The organism is Lysinibacillus sp. G4S2 (assembly GCF_030348505.1).
Taxonomy (GTDB): domain Bacteria; phylum Bacillota; class Bacilli; order Bacillales_A; family Planococcaceae; genus Lysinibacillus.
The window spans coordinates 534,053-557,963 of record NZ_JAUCFJ010000002.1; the positions used below are offsets into that span (position 1 = coordinate 534,053).

The 23,911-nt window shown below is 41.3% G+C and carries 11 protein-coding genes, 3 rRNA genes and 1 pseudogene; 13 read left to right on the forward strand and 2 right to left on the reverse strand.

The features are described 5' to 3' along the window. Positions 1-176: 176 nt before the first annotated feature. The 4 genes from QUF91_RS02980 to QUF91_RS02995 all read left to right on the forward strand — a co-directional run bounded on the left by QUF91_RS02980 (position 177) and on the right by QUF91_RS02995 (position 8,733). Entirely contained in the window at positions 177-3,959 is a 3,783-nt protein-coding gene (locus QUF91_RS02980) for a DEAD/DEAH box helicase (RefSeq protein WP_289416804.1), read from the forward strand. A gap of 1 nt (position 3,960) precedes the next feature. Then, on the forward strand, positions 3,961-4,719 hold the full coding sequence (locus tag QUF91_RS02985) for a hypothetical protein (protein WP_289416805.1): 759 nt from the start codon (positions 3,961-3,963) through the stop codon (positions 4,717-4,719). A 210-nt stretch (positions 4,720-4,929) separates the two neighbouring features. Then, a complete protein-coding gene (locus QUF91_RS02990) occupies positions 4,930-6,000 on the forward strand; it encodes a glycosyltransferase (protein WP_289416806.1) in 1,071 nt (356 codons plus the stop codon). 537 nt (positions 6,001-6,537) lie between these two features. After that, positions 6,538-8,733, forward strand: coding sequence for a DNA topoisomerase III (locus QUF91_RS02995; protein WP_285397480.1), 2,196 nt, complete (start codon positions 6,538-6,540; stop codon positions 8,731-8,733). Between the two features lie 111 nt (positions 8,734-8,844). Here the strand turns inward: QUF91_RS02995 and QUF91_RS03000 are convergent, their stop codons facing one another. After that, the gene (locus tag QUF91_RS03000; RefSeq protein WP_289416807.1) at positions 8,845-9,903 is read right to left on the reverse strand and encodes a saccharopine dehydrogenase family protein; all 1,059 of its coding nucleotides are present in this window, start codon (positions 9,901-9,903) and stop codon (positions 8,845-8,847) included. Positions 9,904-10,115: 212 nt separating this feature from the next. On the opposite strand from QUF91_RS03000, the pseudogene QUF91_RS28265 reads away from it, so the two are divergent. The 5 genes and pseudogenes from QUF91_RS28265 to ltrA form a co-directional block, all read left to right on the forward strand. After that, positions 10,116-10,263 (forward strand): annotated as a pseudogene (locus tag QUF91_RS28265) (IS1380 family transposase); the annotation flags it as partial. Between the two features lie 527 nt (positions 10,264-10,790). Next, positions 10,791-12,342: ribosomal RNA gene (locus QUF91_RS03005) — 16S ribosomal RNA — on the forward strand. 181 nt (positions 12,343-12,523) lie between these two features. Next, a 23S ribosomal RNA gene (locus QUF91_RS03010) occupies positions 12,524-15,451 on the forward strand. Between the two features lie 60 nt (positions 15,452-15,511). Beyond that, positions 15,512-15,627, forward strand: a 5S ribosomal RNA gene (gene rrf / locus QUF91_RS03015). The 16S, 23S and 5S rRNA genes sit together here, the layout of an rRNA operon. Before the next feature lie 590 nt (positions 15,628-16,217). Continuing rightward, positions 16,218-17,480, forward strand: coding sequence for a group II intron reverse transcriptase/maturase (ltrA, locus tag QUF91_RS03020; protein WP_289416808.1), 1,263 nt, complete (start codon positions 16,218-16,220; stop codon positions 17,478-17,480). 228 nt (positions 17,481-17,708) lie between these two features. Here the strand turns inward: ltrA and QUF91_RS03025 are convergent, their stop codons facing one another. Next, on the reverse strand, positions 17,709-18,266 hold the full coding sequence (locus QUF91_RS03025) for a transposase (RefSeq protein WP_483308075.1): 558 nt from the start codon (positions 18,264-18,266) through the stop codon (positions 17,709-17,711). A 287-nt stretch (positions 18,267-18,553) separates the two neighbouring features. Here QUF91_RS03025 and QUF91_RS03030 point away from each other — a divergent pair, with 287 nt between their 5' ends. The 4 genes from QUF91_RS03030 to QUF91_RS03045 all read left to right on the forward strand — a co-directional run bounded on the left by QUF91_RS03030 (position 18,554) and on the right by QUF91_RS03045 (position 23,897). Beyond that, positions 18,554-19,669 carry a M20 peptidase aminoacylase family protein gene (locus QUF91_RS03030; protein WP_289416809.1) on the forward strand — a complete coding sequence of 372 codons (1,116 nt, stop codon included), beginning with the start codon at positions 18,554-18,556 and terminating at the stop codon, positions 19,667-19,669. 496 nt (positions 19,670-20,165) lie between these two features. Next, positions 20,166-20,783, forward strand: coding sequence for a TetR/AcrR family transcriptional regulator (locus QUF91_RS03035; RefSeq protein WP_289416810.1), 618 nt, complete (start codon positions 20,166-20,168; stop codon positions 20,781-20,783). Positions 20,784-21,022: 239 nt separating this feature from the next. Further along, positions 21,023-22,165, forward strand: a complete 1,143-nt coding sequence (locus tag QUF91_RS03040) for an acyl-CoA dehydrogenase (RefSeq protein WP_053484555.1) — start codon at positions 21,023-21,025, stop codon at positions 22,163-22,165. 97 nt (positions 22,166-22,262) lie between these two features. Continuing rightward, the gene (locus QUF91_RS03045) at positions 22,263-23,897 is read left to right on the forward strand and encodes an AMP-binding protein (protein ID WP_289416811.1); all 1,635 of its coding nucleotides are present in this window, start codon (positions 22,263-22,265) and stop codon (positions 23,895-23,897) included. The last annotated feature ends 14 nt before the right edge of the window (positions 23,898-23,911 follow it).

The window sequence follows — 23,911 nt, forward strand, 5'->3', positions numbered from 1 at the left end:
CACCCGCTGAAATAGAGGAACTCAGTCTAAGAACGCCACGTCCTGTGGCAACGACTGAGTGACCAACATCACGTTGGTTCAAAGCCTCTGGACGCATTTATGCCGAGGCATAATTGATGTATCCTTTTACGATGTGATAAAATTGAACTTTAGTGAATCGGAAGGGAGGGCTGCTCATGCAGGACATAGCTTTACTAGAAAAACAACGCTGTAATCTGATTTTGACAAATAAAGCGAAGGAAGCGGTAGAGGAATGCTCAGCAAATGAGCATGCCTTTTTTGCGTTACAAAAAACTCTCACTGTTTACATCGAAAAACGCAAGGCAAAAACACTTGGTGAAACGTTTTTATCGATTTATTTTAATGCCGAACAAAATGACAAGTTAACCGACGTCCTTGCAGAGAAAACAGCCATTATGGATTGCGTGCTAAAGGTTGAAGGATTGCTAGCTACAAATCTTCGTTTTGTACATATGCGAGGACCGATTAATACAAACCGCCGCCTACCAGCAGCGTTACAATTTGTCACAAAACCTAATAATGGAGCAGGGATTCCGCTTGAACTTCATACAAAAATTAGAGAGTTGCCAATAGCCGAGGAGCGCACAGAATATGTGAAAAAGCGTATCGGGAGCTGGGAAGGCTATTTAAAAATTCAAGAACGTGATGCGACCATTGATGATATTCATACAGAATTCAAGCAAAGCTATTTTAATGAAGATTTTACTCGGCTTACTATTGTCTGCCCTTATATAAAGTCGAAGGAATGGAAGAAACTTGAAGGTCTAAGTGTGAGCATTCAAGGGGTACGCGGTGAAATTGGACAAGTATTAAAGGCTAATGCTGGGAAGCAGACAGTAGAAATTGACTTGAAGCCTTTTGTGCAGAGTTTAGCACGTAAAGATCAGCTTAACCTTCGCTCTAAGCAAGCGAGCTTTAGTAATTTTGCGACATTGAGTCAAATTAGACGATTACGCAATGGCTTTACAAAGCTAGAAAAGGGTGAGGCAGTTAACCCTAATTTAGAGACAATACTTTTTGAAAAACGTCCAACTGTCCGAACAGCAAAGCTCCGAGAGGATATAGTTTTTCACAATAATTTAAATGAATATCAGCGACGAGCTGTTTTAGGCGCATTGTCTGTTGAAGATTTGTATGTAATTCAAGGACCTCCTGGCACAGGGAAGACAACTGTTATTTCTGAAATTTGTCAGCAAAATGTCAAGGCTGGCTTAAAAACACTTGTAGCTTCTCAATCAAATCTAGCCGTCGATAATGCATTAGGACGACTTCTCTCCAATCAAGAAATTCGAATTTTACGCTATGGTAGAACGGAAAGCATTGAAGAAGAGGGTAAAAAATTTATAGAAGAAAATGTTGCGCTTCATTGGCGTGAGCAAACTCTCATAGCGATTGAAGAGGAAATCACGGCCTTTACGGAACGTGAGCAAGAACTGAAATCAAGTATGATCAAGGCTGAGGAAGAGCTAGAAAAGCTTGAGGCATGGCTTGAGGAATTAACAAAAGAAATAGCCGCAAAAGAACAGGCTGCAATAGACGAGCCTATTTTACAGCAGGAAATACAAGCGTTAAAAAAAGAATTAAAGACTGCAAAAGCTGAGCAGCAGGAGTGCGAGGCGCAAAAAGAGCATTACGAAAAACAACTGGCGCAAATCGAGCCTGCTGTAAAGACAATGGAGCAGACCATTGCCGAAAACCCATCAATAGAGCAACTAAAGCTTACTATAGAGGAAACTTCCCGAAAGGTGGAGCAATTGGAAGCGGCTGCTCAATATAAGGAGCTGCAAGAGCAAAAGCAACATCTGACACTGCAGTTCAAAGATATTCAATTGAAATATGAAGAGGAAAGTAACCGTCTTCGATTAATGAAGGAAGCGGAAAAATATATCGGTAATTTAACATCCTATGAGCGAATTCAACGATTTTTACAGCACTATCACATTCGTCCATCCTATGTGCTGTCACAGCAAATTAGTCGTTTACAGCATTTAGAGGATGCCAAAGATTTAGATGCATGGGCAACCATTAATTCACGTCTACAAAAGGCAATCGCAAAGCTTGAAGCATTGGTAGTAGATGAAGAAAAAGAACGTGCCCTTGCTAAAAGTAGATTACAGCAAGTTCAATCGTTTTCATTGCAAAATCTCACAGGTGTTTTTGCGCAGCTTAATAAAGCCTTTGAGAATGATCAAACCCCATCTGCCGAACAAATTGAGAGTTTCTTACTTGGACTATATATGCGTCGTGATTTTGTTTGGCAAAAAGGGGTAGCTCTCAAACAACAACAAGATCATAAAGATCAGGAATTTGAGTCCTTACGTAAAAATGTTGGTGGATTAATACATCAAGAATGTGCAATTACGAGCTTCGACGTCCAAAGCATACAGCGACAATTACAACCATTTTTACAGCATACAGAACGACTTCAGCAGCTAGCTGAGACATTCCAAATCGATGCTGAGCCAGAGGAATCTGTAGAACATTTAAAAATGCTTGTATCGCAATCAAAATCTTCGCTTCAAACTGCACATCAACAACTTGAAGCAGTTGAACAGGCTCATACACAGCTTCTACCAAAGAAAGCGGCCCTTCAAACAGTGCAAACTAGCTTACAAGAGATTGAACAACAGTTAACACAATTAGAAGAAAATATTAAAGAAATTAATATAACTGGATTGAAGAAGGAGAAGCAGCTCACAGCTTGTACAAGTCTCCTACAATCAACACCAGAGCGTACTTTCGAGGAAGTAGAGGAGGCGATTACCTCCTCCAAAACAGCGATTGAGGAATTACAGCGCAAGGAACAGCAGCTACCTCTTCGAAAAAAATTACAAGAGCAATGGCGTGACAAGCTGCAAAACGCTACGGAATATGATTTAGATGAAATTCGTAAATTATATGTGCGTCACGCTAATGTTATCGGTACAACATGTGTTGCTTCAGCAAGTAAGGAATTTATGGAAAACTACCCGACATTTGATGTTGTTATTATCGATGAAGTATCTAAAGCAACACCGCCAGAGCTATTATTACCGATGCTTAAGGGGAAAAAAGTTATTTTAGTGGGCGATCATCATCAGCTACCTCCGTTACTTGGAGATGATACGTTAGAGGAAACGTTAAAGGCGATGTTAGATGAAAATCCGAACTTTGATGGCGCACAGGAATTAAAAAATTTACTGCGTGAATCACTATTTGAACGCTTATTTAATAATTTGCCGCAAACACATAAGCAAATGCTGGCATTGCAATACCGTATGCATGAAAAAATTATGCATAGTATTACACCATTTTACGCAAAAGAGGAAAATGGTCTGCAATGTGGTTTACCAGATTCCGATGCAGCACGAGACCATTGCTTAGAGGGGCAATTTGTGAGCCGTGAAGATCATTTAATGTGGATTGACATTCCTACCGAAAAACCTTATCTAGAGGAGCAGGTAAAGGGAGGAACAAGTCGATTTAATGAGGGTGAATTACAAACAATTCGACGTATTCTAATAGACTTAAACGAGGCTGTTATCGCAGCAAAAGAAGCGGGTCGTATGCCACAGGATGCACAAAAAAGCGTTGGAGTTATTAGCTTCTACGGGGAGCAGGTTAAGAAAATTAATCGCCTTCTGCAGCAGGAATTACAGCTGCCACATCTTCAATTTAGAACAGGGACAGTCGATAAGTTCCAAGGTATGGAGATGGACGTCATTTTAGTCAGTATGGTACGTAATACGCCTAAAGGGGGAGACGTTGGCTTTGCAAGAGATTATCGCCGCTTAAACGTTGCCTTATCTCGTGCCCGAGAGCTATTACTACTTGTCGGAAGTGCTGAGATGTTTGCCAAACGTGCGAAGCATCAAGATACGCGAGAGATGTACAGCGATCTGTTAGATACAGTGAAATCCTATAACGGCTTGCGCAATCATGAAGGTCAGGTGATGTAGAGTGTCAAAATTACAGCAGCGCTTAATGCGTGAACTTCAGCAAAATCGAAATATTAAAATCGTCAAAACCGATGAATGGTGTATTCCGATTCGCACAGTAGAAGTGACCTATGAGCCCGTTCGTCGTTCCACTATGGATGTCTTGATGACGATGTTGTTAATTAGCATACAGGAAGCGGATTTTGCAAGTACACAAGATTTAAGTGAGTTATTGCTAGTCGATCCATTATTTATTGAGGATCTAGTATCTTTAATGTCTCGAGTAAGTCTTATTGAGCAACAGGAAAACTTCTATAGATTAACATTTAAAGGGCAGCAGCAACTGGAACGTGGCATCTTTGAAGAGGAGCTAGATGTTGAAATGGCCAACCTTTACTATAGTCCATGCCATCTTGCATTTCTTGCTGTCGACGAGGACAATATGGAAGAATATGACGATCTACCAAAGCTATATCGCTATGTGGATCAAGAGGCTGAGAAGCAGGAGCAATTCGAAGAGGCGATGTTAATAGACGCATTGCAGCAAGGTGATGACGAAGAAGCTGGAGCTGGAGCGTCTCAAAAAATCATTTCAAAAATTGTGCAAACAGACGCTAAACAAATTAACGATATCCCGTGCCTTGAATTTGTCCTTCACGACAAAGAGCAGGATATTGTCTTTGTTCGTGTATGGAATGCCCTGTTAAATCAATGGGATCCTAATTTAGAACAACAGCTCACAGAAAAAGAACAACTACAATGGCGTGAAAAATATTTATAAGACAAAAAAACGAACGTGTATCGCGTTCGTTTTTTTGTGCTTTTTGAGGTGGCTGTCGATAAAACGGAAAAGTTGGGTGATAAATATAAAAAGTTAGGTGATAAATTCAAAAAGTTGAGCGATAAATTAAAAAATAGGACGATAAAATGGAAAAATGCCTTGATAAATTTTCAAGCTTGCATATATTAATACAAAAAAAGGAGGGGACAGATGCTAACGATTAGTTTATGTATGATTGTCAAAAATGAAGAATGTATTATTGAAAGATGCCTAGATTCTGTTCAACATTTAGTGGATGAAATCAATATTATTGATACAGGCTCAACTGATCGTACAAAAGATATCGTCCAAAACTATACCTCTAGAATTTTTGACTTTACATGGTGTGATGATTTTTCCAAAGCCCGAAACTTTTCCTTCCAGCAAGCAACGAAAGATTATATTTTATGGCTTGATGCAGATGATGTAATCACAACAGAACATCAGCGCAAGTTACTTCAGCTTAAGCAATCTCTCTATCCTAACGTCGATGTTGTTTCAATGGAATATTATGTAACGCTTGATACAGATGGCTGTGTAGAGTCTAGTGAAAAAAGATTTCGTCTTGTCAAACGTGCAAGTAATTTTCAGTGGCAGGGTGCCGTCCATGAGTATTTAGATGTATCAGGCAAGCTCTATCATAGCGATATAGCGGTTACGCATTTGCCAAGAAAAAGCGATGTTCATCGCAATATTCTTATTTATGAGCGTTTAAAGAAAGAAGGGCACCCATTTTCAGCTAGAGAAACATTTCATTTCGCAAATGAGCTCAAAAATCATCAGCGATTTTTAGAAGCTATAAATCACTATCATATTTTCCTAGATTCCAAACTAGGCTCTACTGATGACAATATTCAGGCTTGCTTAAATTTAGCAGATTGCCACCAACAGCTACATGATTCAAAACAAGCAACCCAAGCTATTTTACAATCATTACTATATGATCGACCAAGACCAGAAACATGCTGTCGAATTGGTCATTTTTTTATGGAGCAATTGAAAAATAAAGAAGCGATTTATTGGTATTCACAAGCACTGCAGCAACCTATAGAACAGACAATGGCTATTCACAAGCACGCTTATTCTACATGGCTTCCACATTTACAGCTAAGCCTGTTATACAATCGGTTGCGACTCTATGAAAATGCACACCAACATAATGAGGAAGCACGGAAATATAAGCCAAATGATCAGCGCATACTAGACAACCGAAAATACTTGTTAAGTCAGTTAAAGAAGTAAAGCCGTCATGGAAAGGGAACATCAATAAAATTAATATATATACCGTAACCAATTAACACCGATACAAAAACAACAATCGTCATAAAAATCACATTCCGAGGTCTGAAAGTTCGAGCATCCATTCATCCATCCCCTTTCGAATTTGTGAACATTCTGTTAACTCAACATATGTTTTGACAGTTAGAGTATGCAGTTCATCGTAAACATTTTTTTGAAGCATAGAAAAAGAGCAAATTTACAATTAGCGTGAATTTGCTTTTTAAATTTCGTCTGGCCTGATCAGTTTTCTGGCATACCTGATCAGTTCTATGATGTACCTGATCAGTTTTCGGGCGTACCTGATCAGTTCTTTGGCATACCCGATCATTTTTCCGGTCAACCCGATCAGTTCTTTGGCATACCCGATCATTTTTCCGCTCAACCCGATCAGTTCTCCCACAATGACTATTATGAAGACTAAGTAGTGGCCCTACTCAATTTCCACCCTGAACTTATGGTATATTAGACAGTACATAGTTAGTAAAGGAGTACGAATATATGGTTAAAAGTGTAGTTATTGCTGAAAAACCTTCAGTTGCACGTGATATAGCAAATGTATTGAAATGCAATAAAAAGGGGAACGGATTTTTAGAGGGTGACAAATATATTGTTACTTGGGCATTAGGGCATTTAGTAACATTAGCCGATCCAGAAGCCTACGATAATAAATATAAAACATGGAATTTAGAAGATCTTCCAATGTTGCCAGAACGCATGAAGCTAGTAGTTATGAAGCAAACGGGTAAGCAATTTAATGCAGTCAAATCACAGTTAACTCGTAATGATGTAAATGAAATCATTGTAGCTACTGATGCTGGTCGTGAAGGGGAATTAGTTGCACGTTGGATTATAGAAAAGGCCAATGTGAAAAAGCCGCTTAAACGTTTATGGATTTCATCTGTTACAGATAAAGCTATCAAAGAGGGATTTGCTAATTTAAAACCAGGTAAAAACTACGATAATTTATATGCTGCTGCGGTCGCACGTTCTGAGGCGGACTGGTATATCGGATTAAACGCGACACGTGCATTAACAACAAGATTTAATGCACAGCTGAACTGTGGACGTGTGCAAACTCCAACTGTTGCGATTATTGCTGCACGCGAAGATGAAATTAAAAACTTCAAACCACAAACGTATTACGGAATTGAAGCGCAAACAGATTCTTTAAAGCTGACATGGCAAGATGCAAACGGAAATTCACGTAGCTTTAATAAAGAAAAGACCGACGTTATTGTCAAAGCATTGGGCAACCAAGATGCAAAAATTGTTTCAATTGACCGCAAGCCTAAAAAATCATTTGCCCCAGGTCTTTATGATTTAACAGAATTACAACGTGATGCCAATAAACTATTTGGCTATTCTGCAAAAGAAACATTAAATATTATGCAAAAGCTATATGAATCTCATAAAGTGCTAACATACCCTCGTACGGATTCACGTTATTTATCATCTGATATTGTAGGTACATTGCCTGAGCGCCTAAAAGCATGTGGCATTGGCGAATATCGTACATTAACAAATAAAATCTTAACAAAGCCGATTAAAGCGAATAAATCATTTGTAGATGATAATAAAGTATCCGATCACCATGCGATCATTCCAACTGAAGGCTATGTGAATTTATCTGCATTCAATGATAAAGAGCGTAAAATTTATGATTTAGTAGTAAAACGATTTTTAGCTGTATTATTCCCAGCGCAAGAATATGAGCAATTAACAGTACAAGCTCAAATCGGTAATGAGAAATTTATTGCCAAGGGGAAAACCGTGACAAATGCTGGATGGAAGGAAGTATATCAAAATCATTTTGATGATGAAGAATCAACGGATGATGTAAAAGAGCAACTGCTTCCTCGTTTAGAACAAGGACAAATGTTAAAAACAAAGCTAATTGCTCAAACATCTGGTCAAACAAAACCACCAGCACGTTTTACAGAGGCAACTTTGTTATCAGCTATGGAAAATCCTACGAAGTATATGGAAACGAACGACAAGAAGCTTGTAGATACATTAAAATCAACAGGTGGACTAGGGACAGTCGCAACACGGGCTGATATTATCGAAAAGCTATTTAATTCATTCTTAATTGAAAAACGTAGTGGCGGCAAAGAAATTTATATTACTTCAAAAGGTCGTCAATTACTTGATTTAGTACCTGAAGAATTACGTTCCCCAATGACAACAGCCGAGTGGGAGCAAAAGCTTGAGCTAATTTCAAAAGGTAAGTTGAAAAAAGACGTGTTTATCAATGAAATGAAAAAGCACACGAAAGAAATAGTCGCTGAAATTAAATCGAGCGATAAAAAATATAAACATGACAATATCTCAACAAAGTCTTGTCCAGATTGTGGTAAGCCAATGCTTGAGGTAAACGGTAAAAAAGGCAAAATGCTTGTTTGCCAAGATCGTGAATGTGGTCACCGTAAAAACGTATCACGCGTCACAAATGCACGATGCCCACAATGTAAGAAAAAGCTAGAACTACGTGGTGAAGGTGATGGCCAAATCTTCGTATGTAAATGTGGATATCGTGAAAAATTGTCTGCATTTGAAGCCCGTCGTAAAAAAGAAGGCGGTGGCAAAGTAGATAAGCGTAGTGTACAAAAATACATGAAGCAGCAAGAAAAAGAAGCGGAACCGATGAATAATGCATTTGCGGATTTATTAAAAGGGATGAAGTTTGATGAATAGGAAAAAAATGTGCAAATCTGATTTTAGATTTGCACATTTTTTCGATTTTATAAGCTGTTTGATTTCACTATAAAAGGTTAGGTTGTTTAGCTAACCACCTAATGTAATCCTTTATTTTTCAAATTCCTCGATGACAATGTCGGGACAGTTTATTTCGGAGAACAATTCATCTATATCTGTTATTTCAAAAGGATACACTACACCTTTCACATTTTTTTGTTGAGCTATTTTTGCTAAGGAAGCAGTTGCCATTGCTGTCGTGTGATAATCAGAAAATGTAGATAGGGCTAATATTTTTACCTTTTCTTTATTATCGATTATTCCTTTTACCTCAACGGTAAGAAAAGCATTTTCATTTTTATGAGGTTTATGTTTTACTACCTTTGAAAGAAAATCCTTGTACTTATGAACATTTTTTATGAAGCCAACTTGTCTTAAAAAAGATACCAGCTTATTGAAGGCATTATCATTCCAAGAAGTCCAATAATTTATAGAGTTAATGTCTAACGTTTCTTTTAAGATAGCTTTTTCTGAATGGTCTATACATCTTACCTCTTTTTCTTTAAGGTGATGAAGGAAATCCATTTTTCTTTTATTAGTAAATCCAGATATTACTTTGTTTTCAAACTTTACTGGTTTAGCAATTATATTTAACATATCTAAAATTCCGGAAATCCCAGCTTTAGCATTTGTATTTTGTAATAAACCAACATTTATCTCTGTCACTTCTGAAAAATTTGAAATAGCCTTTTTTACCATTAAGCCTGATAATCCAGGGAAAAATCCAGACATTACAACTGAACCTACATCATTATTTTCTGCATCTTCATTAAGTTCGTTAACTTTCTCTACAAAGTCATAATATGGTGTAACATCTAGACATAATATTTTATTTTTTATACATGCTTTTTGAATATATGGATGTTTTTGTTTCAACACTACAACTACAATATCAATATTTTTTATTACTTGCTTTACATTTTCCTCTTCATTTGCATCTAAATATTGGAATTGAACATCGGTTTTAAAAGAATTCGCTAATGTTTCTCCTCGTTCAGTTTTATAGTCTGTCACTATTAACCTTATTTGATTATCAAATATTCTTAATAATTCACTACAAACTAATTGACCAAGAACTCCAGATGCCCCGACAACCATAATCTTTTTCATTTTAATCACCCGTTTTACACTTTACTGAATATCGTAATATTCTTTCTTTTTATTATACAACCTAGATTATTCATCAACATATAAAAAACCCCACAGAAAAACTGACCTATCAGCTTTTCTGTGGGATTCTCTTTTTCACTTAATAAAAAGAAAGAATCCATTTCTGTTAAGGTTGTTGCGACCAAACAAACACCAAAGAAAGGATTCTTATGATGACTACTTTATCGCAAATTTCCTTACATTAATCGTTCTATCAAATTATCTAATGATGGAGGTGCGCTTTCTTCGGATAGCGGTCATCTTGTTTTTCGTGAATTTGGACGCTCACGGTACTTTAAATTGTCTTCTAGCTTCGTGTATGCATATTTCTTTTGGGACGTACTGACCCAAGTGCAACAATTAGAAATCAAATAACCTTTTTTTAAAATCGACATCGCACAAAGGGTGGAGTTTATCCCAAATCGGATTGTGGGCTTCACTAAAAAACTTATGAAAATCCACAAACTTTAGATTGCTATGAGGGATTCAGGTATAATTTTTTTGCAAACATTATAATAGGAAGTTTTTCAATGAAATGATAAAGTATAAATTTTTTTCAGGAAAAGTGTTGACCTTTTTAAATTAAGGGTGTAGTATTATACAAGTCGTCAAGACAACTACTGAAAAACAATCAAATTTAAATAAATTAGTTGTTGACAGAAAGTTTGAGGCGTGATATTATATAAGAGTTGCTGTTGCGAAACGGTAACGAAATGAACCTTGAAAACTGAACAAGCAAAACGTAATCAATAAAGTTTTTAGTAGCTAACCTTGAGTTGGTGAACGAAACAAAATTTTGGACATCAAACATGATGCCAGCAAAACAATTTGAGCTAATCAAATTTCTTTTTATGGAGAGTTTGATCCTGGCTCAGGACGAACGCTGGCGGCGTGCCTAATACATGCAAGTCGAGCGAACAGAGAAGGAGCTTGCTCCTTTGACGTTAGCGGCGGACGGGTGAGTAACACGTGGGCAACCTACCTTATAGTTTGGGATAACTCCGGGAAACCGGGGCTAATACCGAATAATCTATTTTACCTCATGGTGAAATACTGAAAGACGGTTTCGGCTGTCGCTATAAGATGGGCCCGCGGCGCATTAGCTAGTTGGTGAGGTAACGGCTCACCAAGGCGACGATGCGTAGCCGACCTGAGAGGGTGATCGGCCACACTGGGACTGAGACACGGCCCAGACTCCTACGGGAGGCAGCAGTAGGGAATCTTCCACAATGGGCGAAAGCCTGATGGAGCAACGCCGCGTGAGTGAAGAAGGTTTTCGGATCGTAAAACTCTGTTGTAAGGGAAGAACAAGTACAGTAGTAACTGGCTGTACCTTGACGGTACCTTATTAGAAAGCCACGGCTAACTACGTGCCAGCAGCCGCGGTAATACGTAGGTGGCAAGCGTTGTCCGGAATTATTGGGCGTAAAGCGCGCGCAGGCGGTCCTTTAAGTCTGATGTGAAAGCCCACGGCTCAACCGTGGAGGGTCATTGGAAACTGGGGGACTTGAGTGCAGAAGAGGAAAGTGGAATTCCAAGTGTAGCGGTGAAATGCGTAGAGATTTGGAGGAACACCAGTGGCGAAGGCGACTTTCTGGTCTGTAACTGACGCTGAGGCGCGAAAGCGTGGGGAGCAAACAGGATTAGATACCCTGGTAGTCCACGCCGTAAACGATGAGTGCTAAGTGTTAGGGGGTTTCCGCCCCTTAGTGCTGCAGCTAACGCATTAAGCACTCCGCCTGGGGAGTACGGTCGCAAGACTGAAACTCAAAGGAATTGACGGGGGCCCGCACAAGCGGTGGAGCATGTGGTTTAATTCGAAGCAACGCGAAGAACCTTACCAGGTCTTGACATCCCGTTGACCACTGTAGAGATATGGTTTTCCCTTCGGGGACAACGGTGACAGGTGGTGCATGGTTGTCGTCAGCTCGTGTCGTGAGATGTTGGGTTAAGTCCCGCAACGAGCGCAACCCTTGATCTTAGTTGCCATCATTTAGTTGGGCACTCTAAGGTGACTGCCGGTGACAAACCGGAGGAAGGTGGGGATGACGTCAAATCATCATGCCCCTTATGACCTGGGCTACACACGTGCTACAATGGACGATACAAACGGTTGCCAACTCGCGAGAGGGAGCTAATCCGATAAAGTCGTTCTCAGTTCGGATTGTAGGCTGCAACTCGCCTACATGAAGCCGGAATCGCTAGTAATCGCGGATCAGCATGCCGCGGTGAATACGTTCCCGGGCCTTGTACACACCGCCCGTCACACCACGAGAGTTTGTAACACCCGAAGTCGGTGGGGTAACCTTTTGGAGCCAGCCGCCGAAGGTGGGATAGATGATTGGGGTGAAGTCGTAACAAGGTAGCCGTATCGGAAGGTGCGGCTGGATCACCTCCTTTCTAAGGATATTTTCGGAATACAAACCTAGGGTTTGTAAGATTACGTTTTGCGTTCAGTTTTGAAGGTTCATTCTTACGAATGAAATACTTCAAAACTTGTTCTTTGAAAACTGGATAAAACGACATTGAAATTGTAACAAACACATTTATTTTTTAAGTTTTTTTATAGGCTTAATAACTTGGTTAAGTTATTAAGGGCGCACGGCGAATGCCTTGGCACTAGGAGCCGAAGAAGGACGGCACTAACACCGATATGCTTCGGGGAGCTGTAAGTGAGCTTTGATCCGGAGATTTCCGAATGGGGGAACCCACTACGTTTAATCGCGTAGTATCTTGACGTGAATTCATAGCGTCTTGAAGGCAGACCCAGGGAACTGAAACATCTAAGTACCTGGAGGAAGAGAAAGAAAAATCGATTCCCTGAGTAGCGGCGAGCGAAACGGGAAGAGCCCAAACCAAGAGGCTTGCCTCTTGGGGTTGTAGGACACTCTATACGGAGTTACAAAAGAGCGAGTTAGATGAAGCGACTTGGAAAGGTCCGCCAGAGCAGGTAAAAGCCCTGTAGTCGAAAGTTCGTTCTCTCCTGAGTGGATCCTGAGTACGGCGGAACACGTGAAATTCCGTCGGAATCCGGGAGGACCATCTCCCAAGGCTAAATACTACCTAGTGACCGATAGTGAACCAGTACCGTGAGGGAAAGGTGAAAAGCACCCCGGAAGGGGAGTGAAAGAGATCCTGAAACCGTGTGCCTACAAGTAGTTAGAGCCCGTTAATGGGTGATAGCGTGCCTTTTGTAGAATGAACCGGCGAGTTACGATTACGTGCGAGGTTAAGCTTTAGAAGGCGGAGCCGCAGCGAAAGCGAGTCTGAATAGGGCGAATTAGTACGTGGTCGTAGACCCGAAACCAGGTGATCTACCCATGTCCAGGGTGAAGGTGAGGTAACACTTACTGGAGGCCCGAACCCACGCACGTTGAAAAGTGCGGGGATGAGGTGTGGGTAGCGGAGAAATTCCAATCGAACTTGGAGATAGCTGGTTCTCTCCGAAATAGCTTTAGGGCTAGCCTCGTGATGAGAATACTGGAGGTAGAGCACTGTTTGGACTAGGGGGCCATCCCGGTTTACCGAATTCAGACAAACTCCGAATGCCAGATATTTATACACGGGAGTCAGACTGCGAGTGATAAGATCCGTAGTCAAAAGGGAAACAGCCCAGACCACCAGCTAAGGTCCCAAAGTAATCGTTAAGTGGAAAAGGATGTGGCGTTGCACAGACAACCAGGATGTTGGCTTAGAAGCAGCCATCATTTAAAGAGTGCGTAATAGCTCACTGGTCGAGTGACGCTGCGCCGAAAATGTATCGGGGCTAAACGATTCACCGAAGCTGTGGATTGACATCTATGATGTCAGTGGTAGGAGAGCGTTCTAAGTGCGTTGAAGTCAGATCGGAAGGACTGGTGGAGCGCTTAGAAGTGAGAATGCCGGTATGAGTAGCGAAAGACGGGTGAGAATCCCGTCCACCGTATGACTAAGGTTTCCTGAGGAAGGCTCGTCCGCTCAGGGTTAGTCGGGACCTAAGCCGAGGCCGATAGGCGTAGGCGATGGACAACAGGTTGATATTCCTGTACCACCTCCTCACCGTTTGAGAAATGGGGGGACGCAGTAGGATAGGGTAAGCGCGCCGTTGGTTGTGCGCGTCCAAGCAGTAAGGCGTGTGTGTAGGCAAATCCGCACACTGTAACGTTGAGCTGTGATGGCGAGTCCGTATGGACGAAGTTCCTGATTTCACACTGCCAAGAAAAGCCTCTATCGAGGTGAGAGGTGCCCGTACCGCAAACCGACACAGGTAGTCGAGGAGAGAATCCTAAGGTGTGCGAGAGAACTCTCGTTAAGGAACTCGGCAAAATGACCCCGTAACTTCGGGAGAAGGGGTGCTCTTGAGCGTGCAAGCGCATGAGAGCCGCAGTGAATAGGCCCAGGCGACTGTTTAGCAAAAACACAGGTCTCTGCAAAACCGTAAGGTGACGTATAGGGGCTGACGCCTGCCCGGTGCTGGAAGGTTAAGAGGAGTGGTTAGCGCAAGCGAAGCTGCGAATTGAAGCCCCAGTAAACGGCGGCCGTAACTATAACGGTCCTAAGGTAGCGAAATTCCTTGTCGGGTAAGTTCCGACCCGCACGAAAGGCGTAACGATCTGGGCACTGTCTCAACGAGAGACTCGGTGAAATTATAGTACCTGTGAAGATGCAGGTTACCCGCGACAGGACGGAAAGACCCCGTGGAGCTTTACTGTAGCCTGATATTGAATTTTGGTACAACTTGTACAGGATAGGTAGGAGCCAGAGATCTCGGAGCGCCAGCTTCGAAGGAGGCGTCGGTGGGATACTACCCTGGTTGTATTGAAATTCTAACCCATGCCCCTTAGCGGGGTAGGAGACAGTGTCAGGCGGACAGTTTGACTGGGGCGGTCGCCTCCTAAAAGGTAACGGAGGCGCCCAAAGGTTCCCTCAGAATGGTTGGAAATCATTCGTAGAGTGTAAAGGCACAAGGGAGCTTGACTGCGAGACCTACAAGTCGAGCAGGGTCGAAAGACGGGCTTAGTGATCCGGTGGTTCCGCATGGAAGGGCCATCGCTCAACGGATAAAAGCTACCCCGGGGATAACAGGCTTATCTCCCCCAAGAGTCCACATCGACGGGGAGGTTTGGCACCTCGATGTCGGCTCATCGCATCCTGGGGCTGTAGTCGGTCCCAAGGGTTGGGCTGTTCGCCCATTAAAGCGGTACGCGAGCTGGGTTCAGAACGTCGTGAGACAGTTCGGTCCCTATCCGTCGTGGGCGTAGGAAATTTGAGAGGAGCTGTCCTTAGTACGAGAGGACCGGGATGGACACACCGCTGGTGTACCAGTTGTCTTGCCAAAGGCATCGCTGGGTAGCTATGTGTGGACGGGATAAGTGCTGAAAGCATCTAAGCATGAAGCCCCCCTCAAGATGAGATTTCCCATTACGCAAGTAAGTAAGATCCCTCAAAGACGATGAGGTAGATAGGTTCGAGGTGGAAGTGTGGTGACACATGGAGCTGACGAATACTAATCGATCGAGGACTTAACCACAATGTTTGAAACATTCAATGCACGTTTATCCAGTTTTGAAAGAATAATTTCTTTCATATGTCTAGTGATGATGGCAAAGAGGTCACACCCGTTCCCATACCGAACACGGAAGTTAAGCTCTTTAGCGCCGATGGTAGTTGGGGGCTTCCCCCTGTGAGAGTAGGACGTCGCTAGGCACCTAAAAAGTCGAGGATTTATTCCTTGGCTTTTTTTATGTGCGCCCGGCATGCGTATGAACTATAGGGTGCAAGTCCCGAACCCCGAAGACAGAAGTAGAGGTTAGCCAAGAGCAAGGGTGTCCGTGGCGACGCGGAATCTGAAGGAAGCTGGAGGCAAAACACCGGTCCGAGGAACACGAATCTCATATAAGGCTAGGTATGATTGGATGAGTGTGCATAACAACACAAAGTCCTTTCTGTCGAAGGTCATATCGAGTAAATGAGGCGGATAGATGGTGTGAAAGTGCATGCGCTTACCCGGGGAGGTCTGATGGAAACGCAAAGTACACTTTGTAACCTACTTAGCGATAGGTAGCTGAACCATCAGAAGTCAGCAGAGGTCATAGTACCATTCACTTCTAGAATGAATGGGAAGGACCGAACAATTCGGAGAGAATAGCCCTTGGCATGCAGTTTTCTATGGTAAACACAGAAAATCCAGAAGGACCGACTTAATGGAGGTAATGGTGAATCCCATGAGGGACATTGAGCGGGTGCAGTAGAAACTGTTATAAGAAGACAAGCTATTCACGGAGGAGTCGAACGAGATGCTAATGAATCAAATATTATCACGGGAGAATCTGCTTCTCGCACTCAAACGGGTGGAACGAAACAAAGGGAGTCATGGAGTAGACAAAATGCCCGTAAAATTCCTACGACAGCATGTAGTCGAAAACTGGCTAACGATTAAGAAGCAAATTCTTGAGGGAACCTACCAACCACAACCAGTTCGCAGAATCGAAATCCCGAAACCTGACGGCGGTGTGCGACTATTAGGAATCCCAACCGTGACAGACCGACTCATTCAACAGGCGATTGCCCAAGTGCTATCCAACCTATATGACCCGAACTTCTCGAATCATAGTTACGGATTTCGACCAAAACGAAGTGCTCACGATGCAATCCGAGAAGCCAAAGGTCATATAAAAGAAGGATACCGCTGGGTAGTAGATATGGACTTAGAGAAATTCTTCGACAAAGTAAACCATGACCGTCTAATGAGTACATTAGCGAAGAAAATTTCTGATAAACCTCTACTCAAGCTGATTCGTAGATACTTACAATCGGGTGTCATGATAAATGGTGTCGTTTATGATACAGATGAAGGAACACCCCAAGGGGGCCCACTGAGTCCACTTCTCTCAAATATTGTGCTGGATGAATTAGACAAAGAATTAGAGAAACGTGGTCATAAATTTGTCCGTTACGCCGATGACTGCAATATTTATGTGAAAACAAAACGAGCAGGAGAACGAGTGATGGCAAGTATCAAAACCTTTATTGAGAAGACGCTACGATTGAAAATAAATGAGAAGAAATCCGCAGTGGCTCGTCCTTGGCAACGTAAATTCCTAGGATTTAGCTTTACCTCCCGCAAAGAACCACAAGTTCGAATTGCGAAAGAGAGCATAAAGCGAATGAAGAACAAAATTCGGGAATTAACAGCTAGAAAGAAGCCATTTCCAATGGAGTACCGAATTCAACAATTGAATCAATATTTAATTGGGTGGTGTGGCTACTTTGCATTAGCGGATACGAAATCAATATTTGAATCACTGGATGGATGGATTAGAAGAAGACTTCGCATGTGTTTATGGAAGAATTGGAAAAAGCCTCGTACGAAAGTGTGCAACCTCATTCGTTTAGGAGTTCCAGACTGGAAGGCTTACGAATGGGGCAATACTCGCAAGAGTTACTGGCGTATCTCGAAAAGTCCAATATTACACAGAACCCTTGATAACTCTTATTGGAGTAACCAAGGGCTCAAAAGTCTGCAAGCTCGTTATGAAATCTTGCGTTATTCATCTTAATTGAACCGCCGTATACGGATCCGTACGTACGGTGGTTGGAGAGGTCGGGAGTTAATCACTCCCTCCTACTCGATTTGCATTTTTTTAGTAAGTCGCCCCAAAATAAATCAGGAATCTTATCGTAAAAGCCCTAGATGACGGAGCAAAATATTTACTTGAAGGAGTCTCAACTTTGTAAATAAAATTACAAGAAATGTGGCTTATCACCAAAATCCGGGGATGACAAAATCAATGACCTGTTTCCAAACGTAAACGGAGGAAAAGATGGGCATCATTTCGGTAGCCAAAACCACGTCTTTTGATGAGCTTAATTTTATTATTTGTGCCTTCCATAATGCCGTTGGAGAAAGGTGAGTTTATGGTATCTATCATGGCTTTCTCACGAACAATCACGGTTTTAGCTATCTTTGAAACTACAGCACTTGTGTGAAATTGATACGCAATCGAGCGACCATGACAACGCTTCGTAATTTCACGACGAAACGATTCCGTCGAGGAATGAACAAGCCCTAATCCATAGTCAAATGTGAAGGTAAATCCACAATTTTTACAGCGTTGGCGAGGCACAAATAATTCAATCCAAAGCACACCAATATGCCAGGCATAGCCATGCCGAAAACGGCGTAGGGCACGATCATGACAAACAGTCCGACCTTGGCAATTTGGACAAGCTATTGATTGTGGCGCAATGTCCACGTGAAAAATATTTGGCTCCTCCTCAGATGGCAGAACGATTTCAAAAAAGGATGGCAACGGTAGAATTAATTTGATAAACTTAGAACACAAAGTGAAAACTCCTCTCGTGGTTTGTCTCAGCAACAATTACGATACGTGAGTTTTCACTTTTTTTCTATACTTCAATGGAAATTTATTGAATTTTTTATATAGTCAACCCCAAGTTATGGTGATGAGCCAGAAATGTCTACAATTAATGCTATGCTGGTTCTCGTCTCATTTTCAAATACACTAATTGCAAGTATAACGGCACAAAATCACGACTATTATGAAAATTAGCGCGTAAAATATGGTGATTCCCAAAATAGCTTTTTAGCAAATTGATGGAGTTGAATAAAATGAACCAAGTTTTACAAAACTTACAGTCAAGATTAATGGAGATTTTTACACATCTACATGAGCATCCAGAAATTAGCTGGCAGGAGCAGAAAACAACTCAATACATTGCACATCTATTAAAGGATGCGCATATGAAGCCTCAGTTGTTCGATGATATGACTGGACTTTATGTAGATATTGGGGAGGGAACACCGAGAGTCGGATTTCGTACGGATATAGATGCACTATGGCAGGAAATAGACGGTGAATTTAAGGCTAATCATTCTTGCGGTCATGATGGTCATATGACGATGGCTATAGGGACAGCACTAGTGTTAAAGGATATGGAGCATTTACTTCCTGGTGCAGTGCGTATTCTTTTTCAGCCTGCAGAAGAAAAAGGACAGGGAGCTCTGGCATTCGCTAAGAAGGGGCTGATTGATAATCTAGAGTACTTATTTGGTGTCCATGTACGTCCGTTAATGGAATTACAGGACGGCACATATGCCCCAGCCATATATCATGGTACGGCAAAGCTTTTTACGGGGACAATTATTGGGGAAGAAGCGCATGCCGCACGACCTGAACTCGCTATTAATGCTATTGAGATAGGGGCAGCGATTGTCGAAGGTCTACAAAAAATTTGGACGGACCCGAATGTTTCTGCGTCAGTTAAAATGACGCAATTTAATACAGGAAGTACTTCCACAAATATTATTCCTGGGAAAGCAACATTTAGCATTGATGCACGAGCACAAACAAATGAAGCAATGCAAGCTATTACAGAAGGTATTGAGCGGGTAAAGGCATCGGTAGAAGCGATGTATGGTGCAAAAATTACCTTGCAGGTAGATGCATATGTTGTTGCAGCATTAGTAAATGACGAGGCATTACAGCATATGAATGCGGCGATTGTAGACGTTGTTGGTGAAAAAGCTTGTGCTTCACCAGTCATCACACCTGGTGGAGAGGATTTTCATTTTTATACGTTTGAGCGTCCCAACCTGAAAGCAACAATGCTTGGCTTAGGTTGTGGTGTAACACCTGGATTACATCATCCGAAAATGACGTTTAATCGAGAGAGGCTTATTACAGGTGTGAACATTATTACGAGAGCTATTTTACGAGCTTTATAAAGAATAGCAAGTTTAGTAGAACTCACAACATTTGTTGGAAGAGTATATTCTACAGAGGATATTTAAGATTTAACTTAGTTATTGCTATCATCATCTAGGCTACGAAAAATATTGAGAGCCTTGTAAAAATGTCCTTAGAAATTCCCTCGTGTCATTGCATAACGCTAGGGAATTTTTTTTGTGAATTTTAGTAATGAAAACAAGGTGTAAATCATACAGTAAATGTGTGTTTATTTATTTGTGTTATGAAGTAAATTCTGTTTTATGTAAAATAAATTCTCGTAATTTTGCATAAAATCTTATTTGTTGCTAGACACCAATTTTTGTGAATGCTATATTAATATTGTCATAGTATTTTTATAATTTGGAAAAAACTATTTTTCACAAAGAGTTAGATTAATACTAAGTTGATGATGAATCGAATTAAGTAATAAAGTTTTTTCTTGATTATAAAGAGTGATGGAGTAAAGAGCTATATGAAGGATGATAGATGCCTATGGTAAAGAAAACGTTAAAACAAAGAATTGTAGACGCTTCAGTTGTACTGTTTCAGCAGGATGGCTATCACAATGTAACTGTTGATCGCATTGTTGAATATATTGGTGCATCAAAGGGTGGATTTTATCATAATTTTAAATCGAAAGATGAACTGTTATATGAAATTCATGATGTATTTATTTCTTATGTTATTAAACAGTCACAGGAGGCATATGACAAATACGATACACCGATTACACGTTTATGTGCAATGCTGCAAACACTGACACAAGTATTTGATATGTATCAAGCCCATATAACGGTTTTTTATGAGGAAAGTCGTTCATTGCCGGAAGAATATAGTGAGATTATTCATAAAAAACGCGATCAATATCGGGATATTTTACAAAAAGTCATAGAGGAAGGCCAGCAAACGAAGGATTTTCGTACAGAACTACCTTGTACTATTGTAACGATGGCTATTGTTGGGATGATTAATTGGACATATAAATGGTTTAAACAAACAGGTCCATTGACAATGGAGGAAATTACAGAGGTATTTACGGATATGGTATTGCGTGCGATTGTCACTGAACAGGCAATGGAAGAAGCAGTTCAATTTATGGTAAAGGGGTAGCCAGCAACAATGACTGGTTTTATTAATCGTTCAGACAAACCGACTAGTCGGTATTAATTTCATTCAACGGCGTTAAATGTAGTTAAAGCCTCCGGCGGATGTCATGGAATCGGAAAAGAGTTCTTTGTGCAGGCACAAAGACGATTCCGGACGCAATTATGCCGAGGCAACATTGATTTATTGCAACTGTCATCTGAACGAAATCTGCTATGGCAAATTAGACATTAGGGGGAATTGGGATGAACTTTGAACTAACGAAAGAGCAAATGATGATTCGAGACATGGTGCGTGATTTTGCTGAAAATGAAATTAAACCGTATGCTCGTGAGGTTGACGAGACATCGACAATGAGAATAGAGAGCTTCGAAAAAATGGCAGAGCTAGGCTTATTAGGGATCCCGTTTCCTGAAGAGTACGGCGGTTCAGGCGGAGATACTGTTTCCTACGCGCTCGCTGTTGAAGAAATTGGCCGTGCCTGTGGCGGTACAGGATTAAGCTATGCAGCAGCAGTTAGCTTAGGTGCTTCACCTATTTATAACTTCGGTACAGAGGAGCAAAAGCAGGAATGGCTTGTTCCGTTAGCGAAGGGTGAAACGTTAGGCTCATTTGGCTTAACTGAGCCTAATGCAGGTTCAGATGCTGGTGGGACACGTACAACAGCCGTAATTGATGGTGATGATTACATCATTAATGGTGAAAAATGCTGGATTACAAATGCTGGTCATGCACGCCAAATTATTGTGACAGCAGTGACAGGTAAACGTGAAGATGGTAAAAAGATTATCTCATCTATCATAGTACCAACCAATACTCCTGGCGTAACGATCAACTGCAATTACGACAAAATGGGAGTGCGTGGGTCCAATACGTGTGAGATTGTTTTGCAAAATGTTCGTGTACCAAGAGCCAATCTTTTAGGAGATGAAAAACGAGGATTTAGTCAATTTTTAAACACTTTAGATGGAGGACGTATTTCCATTGCTGCATTATCCGTAGGGATTGCACAAGCTGCCTACGAGAAGGCATTAAAATACGCAAAAGAACGTGAACAATTTGGTGCACCCATATCAAAGCTACAGGCTATACAATTTAAATTAGCCGATATGGCAATGGAAATAGAGCTTGCGCGTACGTTAGTACATAAGGCGGCATGGCTTAAGGATCAAAAGAAACCATTTGGGAAGGAAGCGGCAATGGCAAAATTATTTGCTTCTGAAATGGGCTTCCGTACGTGTAATCAAGCAATTCAAATTCACGGCGGTTCAGGGTATATGAAAGAATACGATGTAGAGCGTCATCTGCGTGACATTAAGTTAATGGAAATCGGTGAGGGAACATCTGAAATTCAACGTCTCGTTATTTCTCGTCTAATTGGCTGTTAAACATCCGCTAGAGACTTCTGTACCTGTCGCTTTGCTTTCGGTACAGAAAACATTTTGCTGAAAGAAGTTAAATAGCGTAAAAATAAGGGGGATATTCATGGCGGAACTTGTGTATCAAACTATTGGTCGATTGCTAGATGAACAATCAACAAAGTATCCACAGCGCGAAGCATTAGTGTATGCAGATAGAGATTTACGTATGACATATGAGGAGCTAAATCGTCAAAGTCGCATAGTAGCGAGGGGATTAATGGCTCTTGGAATAGAGAAGGGTGAACATATTGCAGTATGGACGACAAATGTGCCTGAATGGGTACAGCTGCAATTTGGGACAGGAAAAATGGGTGCCCCAATCGTTACCGTAAATACTAATTATCGTGCAAGTGAGTTGGAATATTTACTAAAGCAATCCGATGCTACAACGATATTTTTAATTGAAAATTATCGCGACCATTCATTTATGAATACACTTCAAGAGTTATGTCCAGAGCTTAAACATTGTGAACCAGGTAATTTGCAATCAGAGCGACTACCTTTATTGAAAAATGTTATTTTAATTGGCGAGACGAAATATCCCGGAGTGCTTAATTGGTCGGATGTTTTATCTGCCGCTGAGCAAGTAACAGAGGAGCAATTAGATCAGAGACAGCAAGCACTTCATTATGATGATGTTATTAATATTCAATATACTTCGGGAACGACAGGTTTTCCGAAAGGGGTTATGTTAACGCATTACAACTTAGTTAATAATGCGATAAATATTGCAGAATGTATGCGTTTAACGTCTGAGGATCGTTTATGTATACCTGTACCATTTTTCCACTGTTTTGGCTGTGTGATTGGAACATTAGCGATTACAACTAGTGGTGGGATGATGGTGCCAGTGCAGGAATTTTCACCTGCCGAGGTGCTACGGACGGTTGAAAAAGAGAAGTGTACCGCATTACACGGTGTGCCAACGATGTTTATTAGTGAGCTTAATTTACCGAATTTTTCGTCTTTCGACCTATCAACATTGCGTACCGGAGTAATGGCTGGTTCTAACTGTCCTATTGAGGTTATGAAGGCTGTTATCGAGCAAATGGGGATGAAGGATATTACGATCTGTTACGGGCAAACAGAATCCTCACCTGTTATTACACAAACGAGAACAGATGACCCGTTATCTTTAAAAGTGGAAACAGTCGGCCGTGCATTGCCAAATCTAGAAGTTAAAATCGTCATTCCTGGTACAAACGAAGAAGCTGCGACGAATGAGCAAGGAGAGCTATGTACGAGAGGCTATCACGTCATGAAAGGTTATTATAAAAATCCTGAAGAAACGCTTCTTGCAATTGATGAGGACGACTGGCTGCATACCGGGGATTTGGCAACGATGGATGAAGCGGGCTATGTGCGTGTCACAGGGCGTTTAAAAGACATGATTATTCGTGGTGGTGAAAATTTATATCCACGAGAGATTGAAGAATTCCTTTACTCCCATCCAAAAATATCAGATGTGCAGGTTGCAGGTGTACCTGATCCTGTTTATGGAGAAGAAGCGGCAGCTTGGATTATTTTACGAGAAGGAGAGCAGGCAACAGAGGTAGAGATTCGGGATTATTGTCGGGATAAAATCTCCAGACATAAAATCCCAAGGCATATTTTCTTTATCGACAACTATCCGATGACTGCATCAGGGAAGGTTCAAAAATATAGATTACGTGAGAATTTTGCAGCAACAGTGAAGTAAGAAGGGGGCCGGTG